17 protein-coding genes and 3 pseudogenes are annotated in these 26,333 nt (G+C 69.0%); 9 read left to right on the plus strand and 11 right to left on the minus strand.

Translation table 11 applies throughout. The annotated features are described in order from the left end of the window. Positions 1-163: 163 nt before the first annotated feature. Positions 164-3,133 (minus strand): amino acid adenylation domain-containing protein, encoded by a 2,970-nt coding sequence (locus ACFWP7_RS10350; protein WP_384379070.1) that lies wholly within the window; start codon positions 3,131-3,133, stop codon positions 164-166. A gap of 81 nt (positions 3,134-3,214) precedes the next feature. Between ACFWP7_RS10350 and ACFWP7_RS10355 the strand changes: the two genes are divergently transcribed. The 3 genes from ACFWP7_RS10355 to ACFWP7_RS10365 are packed head-to-tail and all read left to right on the plus strand — an operon-like array spanning position 3,215 to position 6,575. Beyond that, positions 3,215-4,198 carry an aldo/keto reductase gene (locus ACFWP7_RS10355; RefSeq protein ID WP_384379073.1) on the plus strand — a complete coding sequence of 328 codons (984 nt, stop codon included), beginning with the start codon at positions 3,215-3,217 and terminating at the stop codon, positions 4,196-4,198. Further along, positions 4,195-5,451 carry an ATP-grasp domain-containing protein gene (locus ACFWP7_RS10360; RefSeq protein WP_384379076.1) on the plus strand — a complete coding sequence of 419 codons (1,257 nt, stop codon included), beginning with the start codon at positions 4,195-4,197 and terminating at the stop codon, positions 5,449-5,451. The genes ACFWP7_RS10355 and ACFWP7_RS10360 overlap by 4 nt, the downstream gene beginning before the upstream one ends. Further along, positions 5,448-6,575 (plus strand): GNAT family N-acetyltransferase, encoded by a 1,128-nt coding sequence (locus tag ACFWP7_RS10365; protein WP_384379079.1) that lies wholly within the window; start codon positions 5,448-5,450, stop codon positions 6,573-6,575. The genes ACFWP7_RS10360 and ACFWP7_RS10365 overlap by 4 nt, the downstream gene beginning before the upstream one ends. Before the next feature lie 97 nt (positions 6,576-6,672). Here ACFWP7_RS10365 and lysA read toward each other — a convergent pair whose 3' ends face one another. The 4 genes from lysA to ACFWP7_RS10385 form a co-directional block, all read right to left on the minus strand. Further along, positions 6,673-7,983 (minus strand): diaminopimelate decarboxylase, encoded by a 1,311-nt coding sequence (gene lysA, locus ACFWP7_RS10370; protein ID WP_384379082.1) that lies wholly within the window; start codon positions 7,981-7,983, stop codon positions 6,673-6,675. Positions 7,984-8,058: 75 nt separating this feature from the next. Then, positions 8,059-9,327, minus strand: a complete 1,269-nt coding sequence (locus tag ACFWP7_RS10375; protein WP_384379085.1) for an MFS transporter — start codon at positions 9,325-9,327, stop codon at positions 8,059-8,061. 17 nt (positions 9,328-9,344) lie between these two features. Continuing rightward, the gene (locus tag ACFWP7_RS10380) at positions 9,345-10,910 is read right to left on the minus strand and encodes a B12-binding domain-containing radical SAM protein (RefSeq protein WP_384379088.1); all 1,566 of its coding nucleotides are present in this window, start codon (positions 10,908-10,910) and stop codon (positions 9,345-9,347) included. 5 nt (positions 10,911-10,915) lie between these two features. Further along, positions 10,916-12,493, minus strand: coding sequence for a B12-binding domain-containing radical SAM protein (locus tag ACFWP7_RS10385; protein WP_384379091.1), 1,578 nt, complete (start codon positions 12,491-12,493; stop codon positions 10,916-10,918). A gap of 252 nt (positions 12,494-12,745) precedes the next feature. Here ACFWP7_RS10385 and ACFWP7_RS10390 point away from each other — a divergent pair, with 252 nt between their 5' ends. The 3 genes and pseudogenes from ACFWP7_RS10390 (at position 12,746) to ACFWP7_RS10400 (ending at position 15,592) form a co-directional block, all read left to right on the plus strand. Then, positions 12,746-14,263: an APC family permease gene (locus ACFWP7_RS10390; RefSeq protein WP_384379093.1), complete on the plus strand. Its 1,518-nt coding sequence runs from the start codon at positions 12,746-12,748 to the stop codon at positions 14,261-14,263. A gap of 245 nt (positions 14,264-14,508) precedes the next feature. Then, positions 14,509-14,853 (plus strand): annotated as a pseudogene (locus tag ACFWP7_RS10395) (helix-turn-helix domain-containing protein); the annotation flags it as partial. A gap of 481 nt (positions 14,854-15,334) precedes the next feature. Further along, a complete protein-coding gene (locus ACFWP7_RS10400) occupies positions 15,335-15,592 on the plus strand; it encodes a zinc-binding dehydrogenase (RefSeq protein ID WP_384379448.1) in 258 nt (85 codons plus the stop codon). A gap of 30 nt (positions 15,593-15,622) precedes the next feature. On the opposite strand, the gene ACFWP7_RS10405 is transcribed toward ACFWP7_RS10400, so the two are convergent. Beyond that, positions 15,623-16,117, minus strand: a complete 495-nt coding sequence (locus ACFWP7_RS10405; RefSeq protein ID WP_384379096.1) for an FBP domain-containing protein — start codon at positions 16,115-16,117, stop codon at positions 15,623-15,625. 86 nt (positions 16,118-16,203) lie between these two features. On the opposite strand from ACFWP7_RS10405, the pseudogene ACFWP7_RS10410 reads away from it, so the two are divergent. Further along, positions 16,204-16,905 (plus strand): annotated as a pseudogene (locus ACFWP7_RS10410) (DUF3626 domain-containing protein); the annotation flags it as partial. Between the two features lie 190 nt (positions 16,906-17,095). Then, positions 17,096-17,284 (plus strand): annotated as a pseudogene (locus tag ACFWP7_RS10415) (DUF3626 domain-containing protein); the annotation flags it as partial. Here the strand turns inward: ACFWP7_RS10415 and ACFWP7_RS10420 are convergent. Continuing rightward, entirely contained in the window at positions 17,224-17,874 is a 651-nt protein-coding gene (locus ACFWP7_RS10420; RefSeq protein WP_384379099.1) for a PAS domain-containing protein, read from the minus strand. The pseudogene ACFWP7_RS10415 and the gene ACFWP7_RS10420 overlap by 61 nt on opposite strands. Positions 17,875-18,313: 439 nt before the next feature. Here ACFWP7_RS10420 and ACFWP7_RS10425 point away from each other — a divergent pair, with 439 nt between their 5' ends. Continuing rightward, the gene (locus tag ACFWP7_RS10425) at positions 18,314-21,544 is read left to right on the plus strand and encodes a cytochrome P450 (RefSeq protein WP_384379102.1); all 3,231 of its coding nucleotides are present in this window, start codon (positions 18,314-18,316) and stop codon (positions 21,542-21,544) included. 97 nt (positions 21,545-21,641) lie between these two features. Here the strand turns inward: ACFWP7_RS10425 and ACFWP7_RS10430 are convergent, their stop codons facing one another. Genes ACFWP7_RS10430 through ACFWP7_RS10445 form a run of 4 tightly spaced genes read right to left on the minus strand, consistent with a single transcriptional unit; the run spans position 21,642 to position 26,221 of the window. Continuing rightward, entirely contained in the window at positions 21,642-23,000 is a 1,359-nt protein-coding gene (locus ACFWP7_RS10430; protein WP_384379105.1) for a GH1 family beta-glucosidase, read from the minus strand. 29 nt (positions 23,001-23,029) lie between these two features. After that, a complete protein-coding gene (locus ACFWP7_RS10435; RefSeq protein WP_384379451.1) occupies positions 23,030-23,869 on the minus strand; it encodes a carbohydrate ABC transporter permease in 840 nt (279 codons plus the stop codon). A gap of 25 nt (positions 23,870-23,894) precedes the next feature. Next, entirely contained in the window at positions 23,895-24,893 is a 999-nt protein-coding gene (locus ACFWP7_RS10440) for a carbohydrate ABC transporter permease (RefSeq protein ID WP_384379109.1), read from the minus strand. Positions 24,894-24,907: 14 nt separating this feature from the next. Further along, positions 24,908-26,221: an ABC transporter substrate-binding protein gene (locus ACFWP7_RS10445; protein ID WP_384379112.1), complete on the minus strand. Its 1,314-nt coding sequence runs from the start codon at positions 26,219-26,221 to the stop codon at positions 24,908-24,910. Positions 26,222-26,333 lie beyond the last annotated feature (112 nt).

Genomic DNA, 26,333 nt, shown 5'->3' on the forward strand with positions numbered 1-26,333 from the left:
CACCCACCATGCCGCTGAACACCACCGACAGAAAGACCTAACGGAGTCCTACTAGAAGACTGATGAAGATCTTGTTGGTGTCCGCGTCCATTGGTCTCTGTCGACGGTGGATCGGGTCGGCGGGCCTGGGCGATCCTTCCCGCTGCCGTCAACGGGCCCTTCATCACTGCGAGTTGTGCACGATCCACCGGGTGCAGTTGAGGAGTTCGGTGTCGGTGGTGGGGTGCCAGGCCAGGCCGCAGGAATCGGCGAGTTCGGTGCCTCGCTTGGCGGAGAAGCGTAAGTGGCCGTTGCGGAACAGAGCGTTGAGGCCGTCGGTATCGGGTTCCGGTAGAAAGGTGAGCAGGGGTGACTCGTCGCCGCCGGCCGCCACCGCGCGGTAGAAGTCCGGATAGTCCACCGGGCGGAGCGGCACCAGTTCGGCCAGCGCCGCCAGGACCTGTTCCAGCGGGACGGCCCCCGGCCGCAGCAGGTGGAAGGTCTCGCTGTCCCGGCCGGTGCCAAGGGCACCCACCACCGCCGTGGCGACCTCGTCGACCGGTGTCCAGTCGGTGACGGCCGTCGTACGCGGGCTGAGGCCGAGGCGGGCGCAGGCGCGCAGCAGCAGATCCAACTGGGCGTGCCGGTTGCCCGCGCCGGTGAGTGAGTGCGGCATGACCTCACCGAGCCGATGGACGGTGACCGGTACGCCCTGTGCCCTGGCCGCCGTCAGAAGCTGCTCGGCGGCCCACTTGGAGCGGCTGTAGCCGTCCTCGGGCGGTTCCTCCGGGAGCGGGTCCTCCTCCAGCACGCGCTCTCTGCCGTCCTCGTCCGGGAAGACACCGAGGGTGGAGAGGTGATGCAGACGCTTGGGCCGGCCGATGGTGGCGAGCCGAAGCAGCTCCCCGGCACCCACCACGTTCGGCGCGCGCAGTCCGGGATAGCCCAGGGCCAGGTTGACCAGCGCGCCGCAGTGCAGCAGTGAGTCGACGCGCCCGGCCAGCCGGGTCCAGGTCTTCGTGCTCAGGCCCAGTCGGGGCTGTGCCAGATCACCCGGGACGAGAACGATCCGCCGCGCGTCGTAGGGCCGCCCCAACCGGGCCATCACCTCGGCGACGCGGTCGGCCTGGCCGCTGGTGCGAAGCAGACAGTGCACCACCGCGTCGGTGCGGTCGAGGAGTTCGGCCAGCACATGGGCGCCGATGAAGCCCGTCACACCGGTGAGCAGCACTTCAAGCGGTTCGCCGGTGGGTGTCGGACCGGACCAGGGGCGCAGGACGGACGCGCGCGCGATGTCGGCGAGCAGCAGTGCGCGGTCATCGGGACTCGCACCGTCATGGTGCAGCAGCGCCGCCTGCTCCCGCAGCGTCGCGGCGGCGGCGAGATGGCGCGGCGGGACACGCACGCCGAAGGCGCGGTGCATGGCGGCCGAGAGCCGCTGAAGGGTGAGCGAGGTACCGCCGAGAGCGTAGAAGTCGGCCTCCGGGCCGGGGGCGGCACCGCACAGATCGGCCAGCAGCTCCCGCCAGAGCGCGGCGACGGCCTCCTCCTGTGCGGTGAGCCGCCCGCCCTCTGCCTGACCGGCGAGCTGTAAGGAGGCGAGTTCGGCCAGCGCGCGGCGGTCGGTCTTGCCGTTGGGCGTGAGCGGCATCTGGTCGAGCAGCAGGAAGGTACGCGGCACCGCGTGGGCCGGCAGCAGGGCACGACTGTGCGCGTCGAGTTCGGTGGAAGTGAGCGTCGTGTCGGTGGTGACGCAGCACACCAGACTGCGCAGATCGCCCTCCCCGTGGATCACTGCCCGGGCCTGCACCACCCGCGGGTGTGTGGCGACGGTGGCCTCCACTTCCAGCAGGTCGATCAACACCCCGCCCAGCTTGACCTGTTGGTCCTGCCGCCCGACGAACATGAGCAGCCCGTCGGGCCGTTGCCAGGCCAGGTCCCCCGAGCGGTAGAGCCGGCGTCCGGGCAGCTCGGGAAAGGGGTTCTCCACAAAGGCATCCGCCGTACGGGCCGGATCGTGCAGATAGCCGGCGCCCAGGCAGTCTCCGCCGAGGTGGATCTCACCGACCTGCCCGGGTGTGACCAGTGCCCCATTCCCGTCGAGCAGCACGGCACAGGTGTTGTCGATCGGGCGGCCGATCGGTATCGGTCCGGTGTCGGCATCCGAGATCTCGTGGAAGACGGAACCTATCGAACACTCCGTCGGCCCGTAGGTGTTGGTGAGTCTGACCTCCGGCAGCAGCTCGCGGAACGAGCGGACGGCGCTCGGGTCGATCGCCTCGCCTCCGATCAGCAGGTGCCGCAGGGAGGAGAGCCGCGCCGGCAGTCCCGGGTCGGAGTCGAGCAGATCGACCAGGGTGTTGAAGACCGAGGGCACGAAGTCCGTCATCGTGACACGGTGCCGGGCGATCTCGTCGATGGTCCGGGTGAGGTCGAGAACGCCTTCACGGCGAGGCAGCACTACCCGGCTGCCCTTGGTGAGCGGCCAGAGCAGCTGCCACATGGAGGAATCGAAGACATGGCGGCTGTTCTGCAGGACCACGTCCGGACCCGCACCGAAGCGCCGCGTCATCGTCAGAAACCGGTTGAGCAGCCCGAGATGGCCGTTGAGCGCGCACTTGGGGGTCCCCGTCGAGCCGGAGGTGAAGAAGCCGTAGATCAACTCGTCGGTGCCGGGCACCGCGTCGCGCACGGGCCTCACGCCGTCGGGCGCGCCGGTCCCGGTCACGCGCAGTACCGGCACACCGAGCGCGGGAACCGGGCCGGGTCCGGTCCGCACTGCCAGTGGCGGCCGCAGCGCCGTGACGCTCTCGTGCAGACGATGCTCGGGCCACGCGTCGTCTATGGGCACGAACGGCGCGCCCAGCTTCATCGTGGCCAGCATCACCACGGCCAGCTCCTGACCGCCGGCCGTGATCACGGGTAATAAATCGCCGCGTCGTACGCCGAGCCTGCGCAACTCACCGGCCCAAGCCGCTGCCAGCTCGATGATCTCGCCGTAGGTGAGACAGGTGTCGTCCCACAGCAGTGCGGGCCGCTGGGGGGCCCGCCGCGCCTGTTCCTCGATCAGGTGAATAGTCGTCCGGTCGGCGGGATAGTCCACCCGGTGCCCCTGGAAGTCGGTCAGGAGCTGGTGTTTGAGCGCGGAGTGCACGGTTCTCCCCTCACGGTTGTGGAAGGCCAGCCCTGTACTATCGCTTGCCAAATGACAGTAAGTCCGAGAGGGGATCTGTCGGTGCGTCTTCGTCGCTTCGGCCGGACTGGGTGGCAAGTCGGCGAGATCGGCTACGGGATGTGGGGCATCGGTGGCGGCCCCGGTGGCTGGACAGGCGGTGACGAGGGCGGCGGGCGCGAGGCGCTGCGCCTCGCCGTGGATCAGGGCTGTACCTTCTTCGACACCGCCTGGATCTATGGCCGAGGCCACAGCGAGCTGCTGCTGGGCCAGTTACGCACCGAGTACCCCGACGGGGCGATCCGGATTGCCACCAAGATTCCGCCGCTGGACCGGAACTGGCCCACCCGCCCGGGTGCCCGCTTCACCGAGGTTTTCCCCGACGCCCACGTGGCGGAGTATCTGACGCTCAGCCTGAAGAACCTCGGGGTGCAGCGCATCGATCTGATGCAGTACCACGTGTGGGACGACAGCTGGGCGGCCGATGACGAGTGGCTCGCCCAGGCAGCACGGATGAAGGAACTCGGTCTGGTCGAAGCGGTCGGCATCAGCGTCAACCGGTGGGAGCCCACCAACGTGCTGGCCGCGCTGGAGACCGGCCTGGTCGACTCCGTTCAGGTGATCTACAACATCTTCGACCAGGCCCCGGAGGACGAACTCTTCGCCGCCTGCGCCCGGCACGACGTCGCCGTGATCGCCCGGGTACCGTTCGACGAGGGCACCCTCACCGGCACCCTGACCACAGACTCCCGCTGGCCCGAGGGGGACTGGCGCAACAGCTACTTCGTCCCGGCCAATCTCGCTGCCAGTGTGGAACGCGCCGATCGCCTGCGCCCCGTCGTCCCCGAGGGGATGACCATGCCGCAGCTCGCCCTGCGCTTCATCCTCCAGCACCCGGCCGTCAGCACGGTGATTCCCGGTATGCGCACCCCCGCGCATGTCCGAGCCAATCTGTCCGTCAGCGACGGAGCCGCCCTGCCGGCCGGGCTGATGGACGAGCTGCGCCGCCACCGCTGGGACCGTGTGCCGACGGAGTGGTCGCAGTGACGCCGCCGAAACGGCCCGTCGTGGCCGTGGTCGACCCCGTCTCGACGGGCTCCCAACTCGCCGAGGAGTTCGCCCGGCGCGGCTGGGACACCGTGGCCGCCTTCACCCCGGGACAGATGCCGGCGGCGTACCGTCAGGCCTTTCGTCCCGAGCGCTACCGGGCCGTCATCGATCTCGGATCGGTGGCCGACCCTGCTGCCGAAGTCTCGCTCCATCAGCCGTCGTTGGTCATCACCGGCTCCGAATGGGGGGTGCGGGCCGCTGACGAACTCGCCGAGCGGCTCGGCCTGTTGGGCAACGGCACCCGGCTCAGTCTCTCCCGCCGCGACAAGTACGCGATGGCCGAACAGCTGCGCCTGGCGGGGGTGGACGCCGCGGAGAGCACCGTCTGCGACGACGTGGAGAAGATGATCGACTGGGCCGACGCCGGCGGCCACTGGCCTCTGGTGGTCAAGCCGTTGGCGAGCGCGGGCTCCGACTCGGTGGCGATCTGCGCCGACGAGGCCCAGGCCCGTGCCGCCTTCGCCCGTATCCACCGGCGGACCGACCAGATGGGCAACTTCAACGAGCGCGTCCTCGCCCAGGAATTCCTCGCCGGCGACCAGTACTTCGTCAACACGGTGAGCCGGGACGGGCTCCACTTCGTCCACGAGATCTGGCGCGAGCAGCGGGCGAGCGTCGGCGGCGCCGTCGTCTACGACTACCAGGACCTGCTGGCACCCGACGGTGATCCCCAGCGAGACCTGGCGGCCTACGTGGTCCGGGTGCTCGACGCTCTCGGTATCGCCCACGGCCCCGCACACGCCGAGGTGATGCTCACCTCGCGCGGACCCGTACTGATCGAGATTGGCGCGAGGCTGGAGGGCGCCGTCACCTCCCGCGGCCCTCGGGCCGCCACCGGCCACAGCCAGGTGTCGCTCACCGTCGACGCGTACACCGATCCCGCCGCGTTCGCCCGCCTGCCCGGCACCGACTACCGGCTCCTGCGGAGCCTGCGGGTGGTGTGCCTGATCGCCCCGCAGGACGGGCACCTGGCTGCCGGACCGCTCGAGGAGGTGCGCGCGCTGCCCAGCTACCTCTGTGGCTCGATCGACCTTTTGGCCGGCGGAAACGAGGTCCGCCCTACCGTCGACCTGTTCAGCTCGCCCGGACACCTCTATCTGCTCGGCGGCCGTGAGCAGATCGAGCACGACTACCGGCGCGTTCGCGAGATCGAGCAGGCCGGCCTGTACCAGGGGGAGCCCGCCGGATGAGAGTGCGGCACATCCGCAGCGTCCACGAACTCAAACCCGCGGACTGGGAGCGACTGTCGTCCGGCCGCACCGTCTACCTCGGCCGCCCCTGGCTGGAATGGGCCGAAGGATCCGACGACTACGAAAGCCAGTACCTGCTCGCGGAGGAACCGGACGGTTCCGTGGTCGGCGCGCTGCCCACCTACTTCTGGCGCGGTGGCTCCGGTGTCTCGATGAACCAGGCCTACCACCCGCTCGACCTGCTTGCCGTCCCCCGCCTGGGAACCGAGGCGGAGGCCGACCGTCACCTCTGGATGCCGCTGCTCCTGCTCGGCTCACGGGCCGGCTACCACGGCGGAGTACTCGTCGACCCGGCGCTGCCCGCGTCGAGTCGCGCGCGGGTGATCGCCCGGCTGATCCAGGCGGCGGCCGAGTTGGCCGAGACTCTCGGTGCCTCGGCGATGGCCCTGCTGTACGCACCGCAGGCGCACGCCGAGGAGTGCCTCGCCGCACTCGCCGCACTCGCGCCCGACGTCCCGGCGCCCTCGTACGCCCCGCTGTCCGCGGAGGCGGTCATCCCGGTCGCGACGGTGGACACCGAACGCTCCGCCCGGCGCCGCCGCGAATGGCAGCGCGAGGCCCGCGCCTTCGCCGACTCGGGCGGCTCCATCCACCGCGTCCGGCTCTCCGAGTGCTACCGGCAGGCCGGGCCGCTGCTCGGCCTGCTCCAGCGCAAGTACGGCGCGGACGACACCGACGAGTCGATGACGGCGTACCTGGGACAGCAGGCGGCCTGTCTCGATCCGTGGAGCGAGGTCTTCCTCGAACGCCGCGACGGCCGCCTCACCGGCTTCGCCCTCTGCTATCTCTGGGGCGACACCCTGCACGTCCGCGCCGCCGGCTTCGCCCCGGACGCCGGCCCGTACGCCTACTTCAACCTCGCCGTCTACGAGCCGCTCGCCCTCGCGGCGTCACTCGGCCTTGCCTGGCTCGACCTCGGCACCGGCGCCTACCGTGGCAAGATCCTGCGCGGCGCCCGCCTGCGCACCACCCACGCCCTGGTCTGGCCCCCGCGGGGAAGCCGGGAGTCGGTACGCTCCGCGCTCCTGCTCCCCGGCGAGGACTACCTGGACGCGACCGGCTGACCCCTTCGGCGGCGAGCCCCGGCCGGCGGCACCGCTTCCCACCGAGGCTCGGGCCCCGCCGCCGGGTGCCCCGCGGCCCCGGTGGGGGAGCCCTGTCTCACAACTCACTGTCCGGCAGGCCCAGTTCCGCCTCGATCAGGTCCGCATAGGTGTCACGGCGGCGGATCAGACGACTGGTGGAGCCGTCGACGAGCACCTCGGCCGGGCGCAGCGAGGAGTTGTACTGGCTGGCCATCGCCATGCCGTAGGCGCCGGCACCGAAGATGCAGATGAGGTCGCCTTCGGCGAGCGTCGGCAGCCGGCGCTCCCGGGCGAGGTAGTCGGTCGACTCGCAGATCGGCCCGGCGATGTCGTAGCCGGTGAGACCGGGCAGGTCGATCCGCCCGGAGCGGGTGGGGGGTACCAGGCCGTCGACGGGACGGACGGGCCACATGAAGTGGAAAGAGTCGTACAGCGCAGCGCGGATGAGGTTGTTCATCCCGGCGTCGACGATCGCCACCCGGTGCCGCCCGGCGTCCTTCAGGTAGCGCACCCGGGTCAGCAGGACACCGGCGTTCGCGGCGATCGAGCGTCCGGGCTCCATGACGACCTTGCCGCCGGCCGCCACGAACGGCTTGAGGATGGGCGTGATCGCATCGGCGTACACCCCCCAGCCCGGTGCGGCACCTGTCTCGTACTCGGCGGCGAACCCGCCGCCCATGTTGATGAGTTCGATCTCGTGGCCGTCGGCCCTCAGCTTGTCGACCAGGTCCAGCACCCGGGTGAGCGCGACGATGTAGGGCTCGGGGGAGTGGATCGGTGAGCCGAGGTGGACATGCACCCCGGTCAGCCGGACGTGGTCCAGCAGCGAGGCGCGGGCGAACAGCCGGGGCACCCGCTCCAGATCGATGCCGAACTTGCTGCCCCGGACACCGGTGGTGGTCTTCTCCGGGGTCCCGTCGCTCTGCACGTCGGGGTTGACCCGGATCGCGGCCCGCGCGGTACGGCCCATCGACCGGGCCACCCGGCCCAGGAGTTCGAGCTCCGACTCGGACTCGACATTGATGCAGCCGATTCCGGCGGAGATGGCCTCGCGCAATTCGGACTCCGACTTGCCGACCCCGGCGAAGACGATCCGCTCGGCAGGGATGCCCGCCGTCAGGGCCCGGTGCAGCTCGCCTCCGCTGACCACGTCCGCCCCGGCGCCGCCCGCGCCCAGCTCGTGCAGCAGATGGAGGTTGCTGCATGTCTTCACCGCGTAGCAGATCAGCGGGTTCAACTCGGAGAAGGCCGCGGTGAGATCCGCGAGGTGCGTACGGAAGGTGTCGCGTGAGTAGATGTACGTCGGAGTGCCGTGCTCGGCGGCCAGCTCCTCCAGATCCACTCCCTCGCAGCGCAGCACTCCGTCGTGATAGCGAAACCTGTCCACCGTGCGTCCTTCCAAGGGCTGAGCGGTCGGGGACGATCCTATCGACGTCCGAATGCGAAAGCCCCTGTCGTCGCCTCAGGTTGACGACGAGTCAGCCGGCAGGGCCTGCCTGCGGGGGAGGGGCGAACAGATGATCGCGAGCGGCCCGAACAACAACGCGCCGGACATCACCCACAGCGCCTCGCGCAGTCCCAGGGCGGTGCCGAGCACGCCACCGGCCATGGTGCCCAGGGGCACCATGCCGTACGCCACGAACCGGAATGAAGCGGTCATCCGGCCGGTCATGGTGTCCGGCGTGAGGGTCTGGCGCAGCGATACCTGGAGGACGTTGGAGACACCGGTCGCCAGGCCGGAGACGGCGAACCCCGAGCAGACCACGGCGAAGACGGCGAGCCGGCCGCCCGAGGCCGCGGGCACCAGCAGGAACGCGCTGCAGCCGAGTACGGAGCCGGCCGCGATGGTGGGTCCCAGGCCGATCCGCCGGGCCGAGCCCTCGGACAGGAAGGTGCCGAGCGTCGAGCCGATGCCGGCCGCCGCGAGCGACAATCCGAGCAGCAGCGGTGAGAATCCCAACTCGCGCACCGCGTAGACCAGGTAGAGGACCAGGGCACCTTGCTCACAGGCGTTGAACACGGCCGTCTCGATGGCCAGCGCCCGCAGTTCGGGCTGGCCGAAAACGAAGACCAGCCCGGCCCTGACGTCCTGCCACCAGGCGGCTGCCGCCTGCCGTACTCCGCCCGGCGCCGCCTTCTCGACGGCCTGTTGGGGCGTCGGCCTGATCAGGGCCAGGGTGAGTGCCGAGAAGGCGAAGGAGATCGCGTCGACGACCAGGGCGCCGGCCGCGCCGACCGCGGTGCAGACCAGCCCGCTCAGACCCGGCCCGCCGAGATCGGCGGCGGACTGGCTGGCCTGGAGGTTGCGGTTGGCGCGGGTGAGTCTGTCGCGGCCGACGAGCTGGGGGACGTAGGCGAGATACGCTGAGTCGAAGATCACCTGGAAGACGCCGACCAGGAACGGCACGGCGTACAGCCACCGCAGCCGCAGCCAGCCCATCGCGTGCAGCACCGGTAGGACGAGTACCAGTGCCGCACGGGCGACGTCCGCGACGATCATCAGCCGGCGGCGGTCCCCCCGGTCGACGAGGGGGCCCAGCGGCAGCGCGAAGAGCAGGAACGGGAGATAGCGCAGGGTGGCGATCACCCCGAGCTGCCCGGCATTCGCGTCGAGCGACACCACCGCGAGTAACGGGAGGGCCAGCGTGCCCACCTGGGTACCGACCAGGGACAGACTCTGGCCGAGCCAGAGGGCGCCGAAACCGTACCGCCGTCGCGGTGGTGCGGTCACACGCTGCTCCTCTTCCTTCAGCCGCTGGTCTCGATCAGTGGCTTGCGGTGGATGCCGTCGTACTGGTCGATCAGATCTCCGTTCAACTCCCGCATCATGCGAAGGCGTTCGTCGAGGAGATCATAGTAGGAGAGGTGATCGCTGTTCATCGGCGCGAGGTAAACGCTGATCACCTCGGGATTCTGTTCGATGTCGAATTCGAGCCGCTCGTGCTTGTTGCGGAAATCGGCCGTACCTGGCAGCAGTGTCCGGTTGTAGACGTTGAAGTACGGCACCACACGGGAGTCCCGGTCCAGCAGTGCCTCGCGCAGTTGGAGACTTCGGCGCAGATAGTGGTCGATCGCCGGCCGGTCGTCGCCGTCGTGGCCGATCAGGACGTTGAAGGTCTGATACGTGACGCCGAAGCCGAGCATCGCGTCGAGGATCTCCAGTTCCTCCTCGAAGCCACGCAGTTTGTTGAACTTCGATGTCGGGTCGTCGCCGAGGAACTCAAGCGGAATCTGCACGCGGTAGCAGCCGCGCCAGATGTCACCGGAGCGGTCGCTCCAGAACAGGTGCTCCATCAGTTCCAGGTCCGGCTTCCCGAGGTCCAGGAACTTGCCGAACTCCAGCCCGTTGGCGAACTCCCAGGAGAAGCCGTACTCCCGCGCCATCCGGAAGATCTCGAAGACCTCCTCGCGCCCGCTGCGGTGCAGCATGGTGCCGCGGCCGCTGCGCTGGAGACGGGAGAGGATGTTGTCCTCCTGGAAGAGGATGTTGCGGATGCCCATCTTGCGGAAGTAGGCGAAGTGCTTCTCGACCGCCTCCGGCGACATGTGGCGGTACTTGCCCCGCATCGGTGTCGCGCAGAACGAGCAGGTGCGGTAGCAGCCGCGGGACGACTCGAAGCAGATGAACGGCGTGGCGACGTTCTGTGGCGGGGTGCCCTCGCCGGTGTCGTTGTAGTCCTGGTAGTTGGTGACGAGGTCGAGGGCCATCGGCTCCAACTCGTCCATCTTGAGGGACGGGCCGCCGAAGACGATGTGCCCGCCGTTGTACTCACGGCAGAACGCCGCCTGGTTGAGAGGCTGTCCCTTGGCGACGGCCTCGATCACCTTGGCGAAGAGATACTCGCCGTCCAACTGGACGATCACGTCGAAGCCGTTGTCCAGGTACCACTCGGGGCGGGCGGTGGCGTCCATGCCGCCGCCGACCACCAGGGCTTGCGGGTTGACCGCCTTGGCGTGCTTGGCGAAGTCGGCGACGGAGCCTGCCGAGTTGGTGAAGTTGTTGGAGATGCCGATGATGTCGGCCTCGCGCAGCGTGGTGTCGTAGCGCTCGAACGCCCCACCGAAGCGCAGGCACTCGATGACCCGCGGCCCGTAGTCGAAGGACTTGTAGAGCACCGGCTCGTCCTCGTCCACCTGGGTGTCGATGATCCGCAGTTGGGCCTCGACCCCCCACTGCGCGAGGAAGCTGCGGGTGCCGGCCGCCAGTGTGGCCAGCGCGCTCTTCGGGTTGAGGACCCGTACGGGGCTGATCGTCTCGGCTTCCCCGGCGAACCGCTGGCCGGGGTAGGGCGCGTAGTAGAGATCGACGAGCATGCCGCTCACGCTCCCGCGCCGTTGTGTGTACCGCTGCCCGCGTAGATGCCGTCGTAAAGACGGTGCAGCTCACGGTCGTTGAGGGAGTTGGTCATCTCCAGCCGCTTCTGGTAGATGTCCCAGTAGGTGAAGTGGGGGTTGTCGATCGCGGAGAGGAAGATCCCGATCACCTCCGGGTTCGCCTCCACGTCGAAGGCCAGGAGGTCGTGCAGTGTCGTCCAGTCACGGGCGCCGGGCAGCAGCGACAGGTTGAAGACGTTGAAGTACGGCTGGTACGAGGAGCCGCCGAGGGCGCCCAACTCGTCCTTGATGCGCAGGCAGTAGTCGTTGAACTGGTGGATGGCCTCGGCGTCCTGCTCCGGATAGCCGATGAACAGGTCGTAGGTCTGGTGGCCGACACCGTAGTCGGTGAGCATGGTCGCCAGGATGTCGACCTGCTCGTCGAAGCCGAGCAGTTTGGGGAAACGGTTCTTGCCGATGTTCATGTTGTCGAGCGGGATCTGCACCCGATAGCAGCCGGTCCATCCGTCGGCCGACTTGTCGTTGCCCAGCAGAGCCTGGGCCAGCTCGTGGTCGAAGCGCCCGTTCTGGCGGAACTTGCCGAACTCGATGCCGTTGGCGAACTCCCAGGCGAAGCCGTACTCGCGGATCATCCGGAAGATCTCCAGGAGTTCCTCCCGGCCGCTGTCGTACAGGAAGCGGCCCGTGCCGTTCTGCTGGATGCGCGAGAGCGGGTTGTCCTCCTGCCAGACGATCGTGCGGATGCCCCGTGAGCGGAAGTACTTGAGGTGCTCCTCGACGGCCGCGGGCGACATGTAGCGGTACTTGCCGCGGGAGGGGGCCGTGCAGAAGGAGCAGCGCCAGGCGCAGCCCCTGGAGGTCTCCCAGCAGATGAAGTTGGTGCCGACACCTTCGGGGGGCGGACCCTCGGCGGTGTCGGTGTATAAGGACAGGTCACCGACCAGGTCGAGCGCCATGGGCGGCAGGGTGTTCATGTCGATCATGTGTGACATGTCGACCTTCCGCGCTATGCGCTCGCGGGTCGCGATGTTCGGCACAGTGCTGAAGTCGCCGCCCTCGGCCCAGGCCTGGACGACACGCGAGAACACCCACTCTCCCTCGCCCTGGACCACCAGGTCCACCCCGCGCTCCAGGTAGTACTGCGGCCGGGCCGTCGGGTCCACACCGCCCGCCACCACGAACGCCTTCGGGTTGACGCTCTTGATGAACTGCGCCAGATCGGCCGTGATCTGCGCACTGTTGGTGAAGTTGCAGGTCAGCCCGTGGATCTCGGCTTCCTTGATTTTTTCGACGTAGTCCTCGAAAGGAGAACCGAAGCGGTAGCAGTCCATCTGGTGCGGTCCGTACGGGATGGTCTTGTAGGCGATGCGCTGGCCGCCGAGCTGCATGTCGACGATTTCGATTTCGCAGTCGAATCCCATCGTCTCCGCGAACATCCGCAGCCCGCTCGCCAGCGTCGGCAGCGCGCTCTTCGGATTCAACGGCCGCTCGGTGTTGATCGGCTCGTCGAAGCCGCGAAACATCTGCGAGGGAAATGGCGCATAGTAGAGGTTGACCTTCATGCGTGAGGCTCCCAGGAGTGAGCGGTCGAAGCGCAGTGTCAGTCGAAGTGGCCAGTGTCACCACATCCCTGATGGCGGGTCAAGAAGCAATAATTGCAAGGTAGTCGTGGAAGCGGAGCGGAATCCAGAGTTCAGTCGAAGTGGGCGCGGATGAGGGTGAAGGTCATAAATCCTCCGGCTGTGAAGCGAGTTCTCCGAAAATCCTGAACGCATTCTTGCGCAACATCAGGTGGTTATGCAGCATTCTGCCTCGTGGACACCCAAACCCCCCGTACGACGCCGATCCTTCGTACTGCCGACTCCGATCTCGAAATCCGGAAGCTGAGACGCCACCTCGGTCACTTCGACATCCTCTTCTTCCTTCTCTGCACTCTCGTCGGCCTCGACACCATCGGTACCGTCGCCGCCCGTGGACCGCAGGCCTTCACCTGGATGATCGTGCTGGCGATCGTCTTCTTCGTGCCGTCCGCCCTACTCTGCGCCGAATTGGGCACTGCTTTCCCTCAGGAGGGCGGCCCCTATCTCTGGGTCCGGCTCGCCTTCGGCCACCTCGTCGGGGCGGTCAATACCTTCATGTACTGGGTCACCAACCCGGTGTGGTTCGGCGGCACGCTCACGGTCTCCGCCGTGACGGCCTTCACTACTTTCTTCCGCGACGGCCGACCATTCGGCACCCTCGGCTTCTATCTCTTCACGCTGGGATTTGTCTGGTTCGGCATCTTGACGGCCGTGGTCTCCTTCCGTATCGGCAAGTGGATCCCCGTATTGGGAGGCTGGACCCGGCTGGCGCTGCTGATCCTTTTCACCGGTACGGTGCTCATCTACGCCGTCCGGCACGGCGTGCACGGTTTCGGCCTCGCCGACTTCACGCCGGGCTGGTCCGGATTCGTCGCCCTCATGCCGGTGTTGATATTCAATTACGTCGGTTTTGAACTGCCCAACAGCGCCGGTGACGAGATGGTCGACCCCCGGCGGGACGTACCCGCGGCAATCTTCCGCAGCGGCGTGCTGGCCGTACTCCTCTACGCCCTGCCGGTCCTGGGCGTCCTGCTCGTCCTCCCGACCAAGGCCGTCACAGGGCTCAGCGGCTTCCTCGACGCGATGCGACAGGTCTTCAGCGTGTACGGAGGCTCCGTCGGACCCGACGGCACAGTCACCCTGACCGGCGCCGGCCTGGTGCTCGGCGGCATCTGCGCGGTGCTGTTCATCCTCACCCTGCTCTCCTCCGGTGTCGCATGGCTCATGGGCACCGATCGCGCGCTGGCGGTCAGCGGCTACGATGGCGCCGCACCTCGCGCCCTCGGAGTGATCTCGGAACGGCTCGGCACCCCCGTCCGTGTCAACCTGCTCAGCGGCCTCGTCTCCACCGGAGTCCTCGTGCTCGCACACCAGCTCACCGGGGGCGATGCCGCCAAACTGTTCGGCGCGGTGCTCTCGCTGGCGCTCTCCACCACTCTGCTCAGCTATCTCGGGATCTTCCCCGCGCTGCACGTCCTCAGGCGCAAGTACCCCGACGTCCCCAGGCCCTACCGCGTCCGCTACCCGCGCACTATCGGCTGGCTGCTGACCGCGCTGATTGCCTTCGCCACCGTCCAGCTGCTCCTGCCCGGCATCGGCGCGCACTGGTTCGGACCGGGATACGCGCCCTCGGGCTGGGACCCTTCCGAACGCTGGACGTATCTCGCCGTGGAGGCCATCCCCCTGGTGGTCTTCGTCCTCATCGGGGTCGCCTTCTGGTTCGCCGGTGCTCCGACCCGCAGGCGCTCCTGAGACTTCCGGCCCCGGCGTTGCCGAGACCTGAGCCGCTCGGTCTCACGCCGGCCCGGCCGGGCACGGCCATCGCACGCCCCGTCGCGCGCGTGTCCGTTTCCTTCGGACCGATCTCGGCAGCGGTTCGCCCTGTCGGAACCGATCGCCGCGCACGGGGTGTGGACCCGCAGGAGTCGGGGCGAGCCCGTGCCGGTGACGGAAGTCCGGGTCGGAGCAAGGCGGTTGCCGCGGAGTCCTCCCTGGGCAACACCACCGGATGGGCTGCCGCACTCAACGACCCCCGGGTCACCGCCGCTCTCCACGCCATCCACCGAGACCCGGCTTCGCCGTGGACCGTGGCGAAACTCGCGGCAGAAGCCGGGCTCTCCCGGGCTCCGTTCGCCAGGCGCTTCACCCTGCTGATCGGTCAACCACCCCTCGGCTCCCTGACCTGGTGGCGGATGATCACGGCGGCGCACCTGCTGCGGACATCGGACGCACCCTTGAGATCCATCGCCACCCAAGTGGGCTACACATCCGAGTTCGCCTTCGCCAACGCGTTCAAACGAACACACGGAACGGCACCCGGAACGTACCGACGCAGGAACTGAATCCGGTACGGCAACCCAGTCACGTTCAGTTGTACGTGACTGGGGACATTCAGTTGTACGCCGCAGACGCCGCCCCGCTGTCGCCTGCCACCGTGCAGGCGACACCACCCTCGTGAGGGTGACCAGCGTGCTGCTGAACCGCCCCGGACAGGGGCGGGCCGAGCAAGGCCGGGCTGCTGCCGTTGGATCCCGTGGCGGCCATGAACCTCGGGTCACCGAACTCAGCACTGACGTGATGGGCGAACTCATCGCCCTGGTCCCCGAAGCGCACCGGGAAGACAATGGCGGCGCCTTTACGCCTCCCGCTCCGGCGTCGAGGGCACCGTCAACGAGCGGCCCCGGAGGTGGGGCGGAGAGTAGACAGGGTCCACCCGGACCATGCCACCGACGATCGAGGTCTCGGCCGCCATCGAGACGGGGGTGCGCTCCGGGGTCTCCCAGAACGTGAAGTGCCTGTAGCCGAGGCCTTGCCAACGTCGCCCTGGAGCCGAGCACCGTCGACACCCGCGACTTCTACCCGAAGAACGCCTCCCTCCTCGGCTTCCAGCTCACCAACCTGCAGATCCACGGCTACGACCGCCGCGCGGACCTGCGGGAACTGGCCGAACGTGTCGCGCCGGGCACCTACCGCGTACCCGTCGAGACGGTCTTCCCACTGGAGCAGGCGCGTGCGGCCCACGAGCGGCTGGAGCAGCGTGACAACCGGGGCAAGATCGTGATCGCCGTGGCGGAGGGCTGATCGCCGGGGAGGTGAGCCGCACGGCCGCTGTCAGGCGTACAGCCTCTCCAGGAACGCCGACAGGTTGCCCACCGTCCGGGCGATCTGCTGCTCCACCGTGAGGCTCTCCTCGAAGCGACTGCCGGATTCGAGGGACTTCTTGCCGCGCAGGTACAGGGAACAGGCGAGGTCGGCGCACATATAGATGCCGACCGAGTTGCCCTCGCGGCCGGCCGCGCCCGTCTTGCGGGCCGTCATCAGCGACACGCCGTTGCCCGGATGCGTCGTCAGGCACAGCGAGCACATGCTGCGGTGCAGGAAGCCGCGTTGGGAGGAGGGAAAGCGCAGGGTGACTCCGACGAGGTCGCCGGCCCGAACGGTGACCAGATAACTGCGGTCGGGCGCCCCTGGGTCCCGCCAGCCGAGGAAGTCCAGGTCGTCCCAGGGGCGTTCGCCGAGATCTCGCGGTATCGAGAGACGCTTGGCCTCGCCCTTGGAGCAGTTGATGAACGAGTTGCGGATGTCCTGCTCGGTGAGTGATCTCATGGGGGAGTGCTCCTGGGTTCGGACGTGCCAAAACCTAGGGGTACTAGGTTTTTGGCTAAGCTACGGAAACCCGTCGGAGAGATCCAATGCATTTCGGGAACGGCCGCACACCGCAGGAGCGGGCCGTGCGTCACGTCGAGGCCCGCTCCTCCGGCCCGGCGGTGGATCCCGCGCCCCCGGATAACCCTGAACCTCCACCCGGACCGGCTTGCCCGCGGACTCCCGATCCTTCAGGCGCTGGCCCAGGACGGCACGTACCGCTCGCAGTTCGTCACCGGCACGAGCAACGGCGGCCTGACCGCGCACCCCGGCGGTGACCGCCGGCGCTGGGAGAGCCGGATCTTCGGTGGCCGCGTACGACACCGCGCCCACGCACGAACGCCCCGTGTACGGCGCGCTGAACTTCCGGCGTCAACTGGTCGGCGCGGCAGCCCGGTTCGGTTCCTCGCACGTCCGGCTGACCGGCGAGGCACTGCGCCGGGCCACCTTTTGCTACCCCGACAGCGCGGCCGAGCCGTCCGCGTTCGGGTGGCCGCCGGGACAACCCTCATCGAGCTGGCCGAGGCGGACGACCAGGACCCTCTCAACGACTACATCGAGGCGCAGGTACACGGAAGGGTCGTACTGGCGCGGGACATGGAGGCACTGGTCCTCGACGAGTCCTACCGCGGGACGCCGTAGAGACCGCGGCCCCGCGGCTGCCGTGCCCGGTCGGGTGGCACCCCGGATACCGGCTCTCCGTCGAGGATCTGAGACGCCACCCGGACTTCCGCGGCCCGGAGTTCGTCGAACTCGGGCCTGTCCGGCAGATCAGGTCGGAGGGTAGCTGCGGTGCCGAATCAGTGCGGGTGAGCGGGGCTTGGTGCGTCTGGCTGCAAGGCGGAGGAGGAAGGCGACGCGGAGCGTCGGCAACCGACGAAAACGCCGCAGACAGGCGTGCCAAGCCCCGCGTCTCCGGCTTGATCCGCCGGACAGACCCTTGGCGCCCGGATCGCCGAGGACGGCCACCTCGACCCACGGATCATCGGGGACGCGGCGCGCACCGGCCGGCACGAGCTGCAGGATCTGAAAATGGTGTGGCACTGCCTCGCGCGCTTCGGTGCTCCTCAGGGGGCCGGAACGGCTCTGGGCGGCCACACTCCTGGAGTCAGCACGCCCAGTGCGTAGGCGCGGGCGACCAGTTCCGTACGGGTGGCCGCGCCCCAGCGCTCGGACAGGCGACGCAGGTGGTAGTTGACGCCGTCCACGGTCAGGCCCGTCTCCCGGGCTGCCCCGGCCGTGGTCGCGCCCCCGGCCAGCAGCGCCAGAATGCGGGCCTCGGTGTCACCGACGGGCGGGGCGGACGGCTCGGCCTGCCCGGGGTCGGAGCTGGGGCATTCACCGAGCACCCGGAGCGTGACCAGCAGAGCCGTGGACGCCTCGGAGCTGTCGCTGACAGGGTCCGCGGTCAGCTCGCCGCGCCGCCGCGCTCCGTCGGCCGCTTCCCAGCGCACCGAGACCGGGTAGCGGGAACGGTGCCGCAGCCGCAGCGCCTGGGCGATCCGCTCCACCTGCGTCGCCTCCTGCGGGCGGAACAGATCCAGCACGTTCCGCCCGCGCAGCCGGCCCGGCGTCTCACCCCACTCCCTCGCCATCGCGGGATTGGCCAGGACGATCACCCCGTGCACATCGCACACCGCGACGGGCATCGGAATCCGGTCGAACAACAGCAGGGCCCGGTTCCGCCACACCACGGCGTCCGCCCGCGTCAGGTCCACTCACGCCTCCTGCCGTGCCGGGCTCCTCGGAGCCGGTGCGGTCCGGTCTTCGGCACCACACGTTACCCGCAGCTCAGCGACCGAATTCAGCCCGCCGAAGCGACCGAAGCGACCGAAGCCGTGTGGCGGAGATCTCTGTCGCCGTAGGGGGAGGCGTCCTCGTCCCCGCCGTGCAGGCCGCCCGGCATGCCGCCGGTGGAGACGGCGAAGCCGCGCCCAACGGGGCCGGGCGCCGGGCGTCCAGTCGAAGAGAGCCCCGGAAGGCGCCCGCGCTCGGGGCCGGCCACCCCGGGCTGGATGGCGGGGCCCCGTGGACTGCGCAAGCCCCGCCGCACATTTTCGACTGCACAATCATGTAGTGCCACGTCGCAGGCGAACGGTACCCAGCGATCAAGCTTGACCGCAGTACTCCCGTACCGCGAAAGGCGGTTGTCGCGCCATGCCCCCCACCGCGCCGCACCCCCGCACGACAGAGACCCGTCACACCGCAGGCAGCCTGCACACCACAGGCACCCCTCACACCACAGGCACCCTCCACGGCCTCCCTCTGATCGACGTCTCCGTCACCGGCCCCGGCCGCACACCGGTCCAGCAGGTGATGGGGCTCATGCGTGAGCACGGACCCGCGATCGTCCGCCGGCTGCACGGCCGGGACGTGCTCTTCGTGAGCGACCTCGATCTGGTCACCGAGCTGGCCGACGAGAACCGGTTCGCGAAGGCGATCGGGCCGGCTCTGGAGAACGTCCGTGAGTTCGCCGCCGACGGACTGTTCACCGCGTACAACGAGGAGCCCAACTGGGCCAAGGCGCACGACATCCTGATGCCGGCGTTCGCGCTGGGCTCGATGCGTACGTACCACCCCGTCATGCTGCGCGTGGCGCGTCGGCTGATCGAGTCCTGGGACCGCGGGGCGCGTGACGGGCAGCCCGTGAACGTCCCCGACGACATGACGCGGATGACGCTGGACACCATCGGACTCGCCGGATTCGGCTACGACTTCGGGTCCTTCGAGCGCGCCGAACCGCACCCCTTCGTCGAGGCCATGGTCCGCTGCCTGGAGTGGAGCATGACGAAGCTGGCCCGCACGCCGGGCAGTGACCACGCGGCGGCGGACGTGGCCTTCCGGGCGGACGCGGACTACCTCGCGGGAGTCGTCGACGAAGTGATCGCCGCCCGTGTGGGGGAGCGGCAACGCCAGGCGGACGACCTCCTCGGGCTCATGCTTGCCGCCGAGCACCCCGCCGACGGCAGCACCCTCGACACCGCCAACATCCGCAACCAGGTGATCACCTTCCTGATCGCGGGCCACGAGACGACCTCCGGCGCGATGTCCTTCGCGCTGTACTACCTGGCCAAGCACCCCGCCGTACTCCAGCATGTGCGACGCGAGGCCGACGCGCTGTGGGGCGACACGGCCGACCCCGAGCCGACGTTCGACGAGGTCGGACGGCTCACCTACACCCGACAGGTGCTCAACGAAGCGCTGCGGCTGTATCCGACCGCCGCCGTGTTCAGCCGGCACGCCCGCGAGGACACGCTGCTCGGCGGCCGGATCCCGCTGCGCGCCGGGCAGCCGGTCAGCATCATCGGGCCGATGCTGCACCGGCAGCCGGCCTGGGGCGACAACCCCGAGCTGTTCGACCCCTCCCGCTTCACGCCGGAGGCGGAGGCCGCGCGCTCACCGCACGCCTTCAAGCCCTTCGGAACCGGTGAACGTGCCTGTATCGGGCGGCAGTTCGCGCTCCACGAGGCGACCATGCTGCTGGCGATGCTCGTCCACCGCTACCGGCTGCACGACCACGCCGACTACCGGCTGACGGTCAAGGAGACTCTCACCCTGAAGCCCGACGGCTTCACGCTCACGCTCTCACCGCGCACCGCAGCCGACCGAGTCCACCCTGCGCTGCCGGGCACGGTCGAGGACCGGTCGGAGGCAGCGGCCGACGAGCGGGCCGTGCTGCCCTCCCGGGTCCGCTCCGGCACCCGCGCCCTCTTCCTGCACGGCAGCAACTACGGTACCTGCCGCGAGTTCGCCGCGACCCTTGCCGACGAGGCCGGTGCGATCGGCTGCGAGACGGAGGTGGCACCCCTGGACGCCTACGCCGACGGGCTGCCCACCGACCGTCTCGTCGTCATCACCGCCGCCTCCTACAACGGACAGCCCACGGACGACGCCACCGCCTTCGCCGCCCGCCTCGACCGCGCCGAGCGGGCCGATGGTCTCACCTACACCGTCCTCGGCGTCGGCGACCGCAACTGGGCCGCCACCTACCAGCACTTCCCGACCCGCATCGACGAACGCCTCGCGGAACTGGGCGGCACACGCTTCCTGGAGCGCACGGCGGCAGACGCCTCGGGCGACCTCGGAGGCACGGTCCGTGCCTTCACGGCACGGCTGCGGACCGCCTTCCTCGAGCGGTACGGCGACCCCGAGGCCACGGACCCGGAGGGGCCCGCCGAGGCCGCCTACGAGGTCCGCACGCTGACCGGCGGTCCCCTCGACGCGCTCGCCGAGCGGCACGGCCTCGTCCCGATGACCGTCACCGAGGCGTACGACCTCACCGCACCCGGACACCCGAGGACCAAGCGTTTCCTCCGCCTGGCGCTGCCGGACGGCGCGACCTACCGCACCGGCGACCACCTCACGGTGCTTCCCGTCAACGACCCGGCCCTCGTCGAGCGGACCGCCTCCGCGCTGGGCCTGGTCCTTGACACGGTTCTGGACATCAGAGCCGCACACCCTCGCCGCGACGGAATCGCCGTCGACCGTCCCGTGACGGCCCGTCACCTACTCGCCCACCACGTCGAGTTGCAGGATCGCCCGACCGCCGACCAGCTGTCCGCTCTCGCCGCCGCCAACCCGTGCCCACCCGAGCGCACGGCCCTCGCGGCGCTCTCGGACGACCCGCGCACCCTGGTCGAGCTCGCCGAGGGGTACCCGGCCCTGCGCGGTGCACTCGACTGGCCGGCCCTGCTCGACGGGCTCCTCACGCCGCTGCGCCCGCGCCACTACTCGGTCTCCTCGTCCCCCGCGACCGACCCGGCCCACGTCGACCTGATGGTCTCGCTCCTGGAGGCGCCGGCCCGCTCCGGCAATGGAACGTACAAGGGAGTGGGCTCCGGCTACCTGAACACCCTCAAGCCCGGCGAGACCGTGCTCGCCCGCATCCAGCCCTGCCGGGAGGCGTTCCGGATCGACGACTCCTCGAAGGTCATCATGGTCGCGGCGGGCACCGGTCTCGCCCCCTTCCGAGGAGCCATCGCGGACCGCCGCGCACTGGTGGCGAGCGGCACCGGGACCCAACTCCCCGCCGCCCTCTGCTACTTCGGATGCGACGACCCGGACGCGGACTTCCTGCACGCCGACGAACTTCGCTCAGCCGAGGCCGCCGGCGCGGTCTCCCTGCGCCCGGCCTTCAGTGCGGCCCCCGTCGACGGCGTCACCTTCGTGCAGCACCGGATCGCCGCCGAGGCGGACGAGGTCTGGGACCTGCTGGACACCGGAGCCCGCGTCTACGTCTGCGGCGACGGCTCCCGGATGGCCCCCGGCGTCCGCGAAGCCTTCCGTACGCTGCACGCGGACCGGAACCCGGGCGGCGACTCGGAGCAGTGGCTGAACGATCTGATCGCGTCCGGGCGTTACGTCGAGGACGTGTACGCGGCCGGATGACCCCCGTACGGACTGGTGGGCCCTGCCCGGCCCGACAACCCCGGTATGGACCGGTGGGCCCCGCCCGCGACAGGGGGCCCACCGGCAGCCGTATCGGCTAGGCGGCGTTCCGCCGCTTCCTTCCGTGTGCCCGGATGATGTCCGCGTACCGGTGCCCGGTTCCCTTCACCGTGCGGCGCTGGGTCTTGTAGTCCACGTGCACGAGCCCGAAGCGCTTGTCGTAGCCGTACGCCCACTCGAAGTTGTCGAGCAGCGACCACGCGAAGTAACCGGCGAGCGGAGCGCCCTGGGCGGCCGCCGAGGCGCAGGCCGCGAGATGCTGCTCCAGGTACTTGGTGCGCTCGGGGTCGTCGACGGTGCCGTCGGGACGCACGATGTCGGGATAGGCGGAACCGTTCTCGGTGACGTAGATCTTCTGGGCGCCGTAGTCGTTCGTCAGCCGCAGCAGGAGGTTCTCGATGCCGTGGGCGCCGACCTCCCAGTCCATGCCGGTGCGCGGTACGCCGAGGCGGCGGACGGTGCGGACGCGGGGCGCCGGACCGGTGGGGTCGTCGGCGACCGTGGACGGGAAGTAGTAGTTGAGGCCCAGCCAGTCCAGAGGCGCCGCGATGGTCTCCAAGTCGCCCGGCTGCTCGGGGAGTTCGACTCCGTAGACCTCCTGCATGTCCGCCGGGAAGCCACGGCCGTGCACCGGGTCGAGCCACCAGCGGTTGGTGTGGCCGTCGAGCCGGCGGGCCGCCGCGACGTCCTCGGGGCGGTCGGTGGCGGGCTCGATGTAGGACAGGTTGTTGACGATGCCGACCTGGGCGCCGGGGACGGCCGCGCGGATCGCCTGGGTGGCGAGGCCATGGCCGAGGAGCAGGTGGTACGACGTCTGCACGGCGGCCGTGAGGTCCGTCCAGCCCGGGGCCATCCGGCCCTCCAGGTGGCCGATCCAGGCCGAGCACAGCGGCTCGTTGAGCGTGGTCCAGTGCTTGACGCGGTCACCGAGGCGCTCGGCCACGGCCGCCGAGTAGGCGGCGAAGTGGTACGCCGTGTCGCGGACGGGCCAACCGCCCCGGTCCTGGAGGACCTGGGGCAGATCCCAGTGGTAGAGGGTGACGGACGGGGTGATGCCCGCCTCCAGGAGGGCGTCGATCAGCCCGTCGTAGAAGTCGAGTCCCTTGGCGTTGACCGGGCCGTCGCCGCCCGGTACGACACGTGGCCAGGCGACGGACAACCGGTAGGCGTTGGTGCCCAGTTGGCGCATGATCCCGATGTCCTCGCGCCAGCGGTGGTAGTGATCGCAGGCGAGGTCCCCGTCGTCGCCGTTGTCGATCTTGCCGGGGGTGTGCGAGAAGGTGTCCCAGATGGAGGGGGAGCGGCCGTCCTCGGCGACGGCGCCCTCGATCTGGTAGGCCGACGTGGCCGTGCCCCACAGGAAGTCCTCGGGGAGGGCGGCAAGGTCGATGGTCACGGAAGTCCCTTCGGGGAGAGGAGAGTTGGTCACTTGACGGCTCCCGCGGTGAGCCCGGTGACCAGAAAACGCTGGAGGAGCAGGAAGCCGGCGACCACGGGGACGCTGACGACGAGCGACGCGGCCATGATCTGGTTCCAGTAGACGTTGTAGAGCGTGGAGTAGCCCTGGAGCCCGACGGCGAGTGTGCGGGTCTGGTCGTTGGTCATCACCGACGCGAACAGCACCTCGCCCCAGGCGGTCATGAAGGCGTAGACGGCGACCGCGATGATGCCGGGGATCGCGGCCGGCACGACGACGCGGAACAGCGCGCCGAGCGGCCCGCAGCCGTCGACCAGTGCCGCCTCGTCCAGGTCGCGTGGCACGGAGTCGAAGTACCCGATCAGCATCCAGATCGAGAACGGGAGGGAAAAGGTGAGATACGTCAGGATCAGTCCGCCGCGGGATCCGAACAGGGCGATGCCGGTGGCGTTGCCGATGTTGACGTAGAGAAGGAACAGCGGCAGCAGGAAGAGGATGCCGGGGAACATCTGGGTGGACAGCACGGTGACCGTGAAGACGCGCTTGCCGCGGAAGTTGTAGCGGCTGACGGCGTAGGCCGCGAAGACCGCGATCACCACCGAGCAGACCGTCGCGGCGCCCGCCACGATCAGCGAGTTCACGAAGTACCGGGCGAGCGGGATCGTCGTCCAGATGTCGATGTACGGGCGGATGGTCAGGCTGCTCGGCACCCACTGGAACTTCGTCTGGACGTCCTGCAACGGCTTCAGCGAGCTGGAGACCATGACGTAGACCGGCACCATGACGAAGCCGGTGAGCAGGGTGAGGAAGATCCGTCGGGTCCAGAGGAAGGACTTCGGCTGGGCCATCGGGGAGCGGAGCTTCGTGGAGGTACTAGACATCGGCCGTCTTCCTTCCTCGGGAGGTCAGCAGGAGGTAGACGCCCGTCACGACGAGCAGGAAGAGCAGGAGCAGGACGGACATGGCGGAGCCGGTGCCGAAGTTCCAGCTCACGAACGACGTCTGGTAGATGTGCACCGAGATGAGGTCCGCGGACGGCGGAGCGGACTTGCCGAACAGGACGTACGGCGTGTTGAAGTCGTTGAACGTCCACAGGAACAGGACCAGGATCAGCACCTGGTTGACGGGCCGCAGCGACGGCAGCGTGATCCGGCGGATCTGCTGCCACACACCGGCGCCGTCGAGGGCGGCCGCCTCGTACAGGTCCTTGGGGATGTTCTGCAGGCCCGCCATGACGATGAGGAAGGCGAACGGCCAGCCCTTCCACACGGACACGGTGAGCAGCGCGTAGAAGGCGTTGTCGCCGATGAGCCAGAAGGACGGCTTGTCGGTGATGCCCAGCTGGTCGTGCAGGACGTGGTTCACCAGGCCGTTGTCGTGCTGGAACATGAACACCCAGGTGATGACGGCCGCGTACACGGGTAGCGCGTACGGCACCAGGAAAAGGGCGCGCAGTAGGCCGCGGCCCCGGAAGGCGTCCTGCATGCAGATCGCGGCCGCCGTGCCGATCAGCCAGCACAGGCCGACCGACAGCAGGGTGAAGCCGATGGTGAGGAAGAACGAGTCGAGCAGCGCCTTGCCTACGGGCGCGTCGAAGTCCACCGACACCTTGTAGTTGTCCAGGCCGGACCAGGGCGCGGTGCCCCAGTCGCGGATGTAGAACTGCGTGAGCGCCTTGAAGCTCATCACGATGCCGATCACCATCGGCACCAGGTGGACCAGCAGTTCGAGGATCAGGGCGGGCAGCAGCAGCAGGTAGGGCAGTCCGATGCGTTTGATCCGCCCGGTGCGGCGCGGGCCACGCGCCGCACCGGGGGAGTTCTTGCGCACCGTCCGATCGCCGGCCTCTTGGGAGGCGGTCGTGGTGGTCATTTTTGTGCTCGCGCTCACTTCGTCGGCATCTGCGTCTGGGCCTTTTCGAGGGCGGCCTTCACCGACTCGGTGGTCACCGGCTTTCCGGCGGCGGCGTCGGCGAACAGGTTCTTGATCGCCGTACCGACGGCCGTCTCGAACTGGGACTCGTCGGCGACCTGCGGAAGCGCGACCGCGCTCTTGGCGAGCGTGTCCTTCAGGACGGCGGTCGCCGGGGTGTTGAAGGCGGCGTCCTCCTGGGCGGCCTTGACCGGCGGGATGGAGCTGTACGCCGTGTTGAGGATCTTCTGCTCGGCGTCGCTGGTGAAGAACTTCACGAACTCGGTGGCGCCGTCGAGGTTGTCGGTGTCCTTGAAGACGGCCAGGTTGATGCCCGCGACCATCGAGTTGACGTTCGTCCCGGTCCCCGGAGTGCCCGACTGCACGGGCACCGGAGCGATGCCGAACTCGTCCTCAGTCATGCCCTGCGACACCAGGTTGGCGGACGCGGACTGCCACAGCAGCATCCCCGTCTTGCCCGTGGCGAAGTCGCTCACGGACTGGTTCTGCGCGTACTCGGCGTCGCCCGGCGCGATGACCTTGTCCGTGGCCATCAGGTCGACGAACTGCTTGACCCCTGCGACCGCGCCGTCGTTGGCGAAGTCCGGCTTCCCGTCGGCGGTGAAGAAGTCGGCCCCGTGCTGCTTGGCGAAGACGAAGGAGTGGTGGATGTTCTCCGCCGGGTTCGCGCCTTCGAAGGCCGCGCCCCACTTGCCGTCCTTGGAGAGCTTCTTGCCGTCGGCGACGAACTCGTCCCAGGTGGTCGGCGGCTTCGCGATGCCGGCGTCGGCGAACATCGCCTTGTTGTAGTAGAGCGCGTACGCCATCGAGTACAGCGGCACCGCGGCCGGGTCCTGGCCCGCCGCGCCGGTGGAGCCGAGCGCCGAGTCGACGAAGCGGTCCTTGCCGCCGATCTTGTCGAAGTTCTTGGTGTCCCAGGGCAGCAGCGCCCCGGTGGCCTGCAGGGAGGCGCTCCAGGTGTTGCCGATGTTCAGGACGTCGGGCCCCTGGCCCGAGGTGGTCGCGGTGAGGATCCGGTTGAGCAGATCCGACCAGGGAACGACCTCCAGCTCCACCTTGATCCCGGTGTCCTTCTCGAACTTGTCGAGCTCGGGCTGGAGGACCTTCTTGTCGACCTCGACGCTGGCCCCCTGGTTGGAGGCCCAGTAGGTGAGGGTCTTGGGCGAGTCGTTGGATCCGCCGTCCGACGAGCCGCCACCACAGGCGGTCACGGCGGTCAGCATGGAGACAGTGACCGCACCGGCGGCCGCGGCTCGGATTCTGCGCATGGCTCAGGCGTCCCTTTCCGAAGGAGCGTCATGACGGCGTCCGCGGCGTGTATCAGCACCGCGCGTACGTCCCTTGCGAGTGTTCACTTCTCGAACGCCCCTCACGACTTAA

Source organism: Streptomyces sp. NPDC058470 (assembly GCF_042721055.1).
GTDB lineage: Bacteria > Actinomycetota > Actinomycetes > Streptomycetales > Streptomycetaceae > Streptomyces.

Bases quoted from the DNA above. Each gene is read 5' to 3' on its own strand.
- ACFWP7_RS10365 (WP_384379079.1), top strand. From the start codon at position 5,448: ATGAGAGTGCGGCACATCCGCAGCGTCCACGAACTCAAACCCGCGGAC.
- ACFWP7_RS10425 (WP_384379102.1), top strand. From the start codon at position 18,314: ATGCCCCCCACCGCGCCGCACCCCCGCACGACAGAGACCCGTCACACC.
- ACFWP7_RS10435 (WP_384379451.1), bottom strand. From the start codon at position 23,869: ATGGCCCAGCCGAAGTCCTTCCTCTGGACCCGACGGATCTTCCTCACC.
- ACFWP7_RS10405 (WP_384379096.1), bottom strand. From the start codon at position 16,117: ATGAGATCACTCACCGAGCAGGACATCCGCAACTCGTTCATCAACTGC.
- ACFWP7_RS10440 (WP_384379109.1), bottom strand. From the start codon at position 24,893: ATGACCACCACGACCGCCTCCCAAGAGGCCGGCGATCGGACGGTGCGC.
- ACFWP7_RS10385 (WP_384379091.1), bottom strand. From the start codon at position 12,493: ATGAAGGTCAACCTCTACTATGCGCCATTTCCCTCGCAGATGTTTCGC.
- ACFWP7_RS10380 (WP_384379088.1), bottom strand. From the start codon at position 10,910: ATGCTCGTCGATCTCTACTACGCGCCCTACCCCGGCCAGCGGTTCGCC.
- ACFWP7_RS10445 (WP_384379112.1), bottom strand. From the start codon at position 26,221: ATGCGCAGAATCCGAGCCGCGGCCGCCGGTGCGGTCACTGTCTCCATG.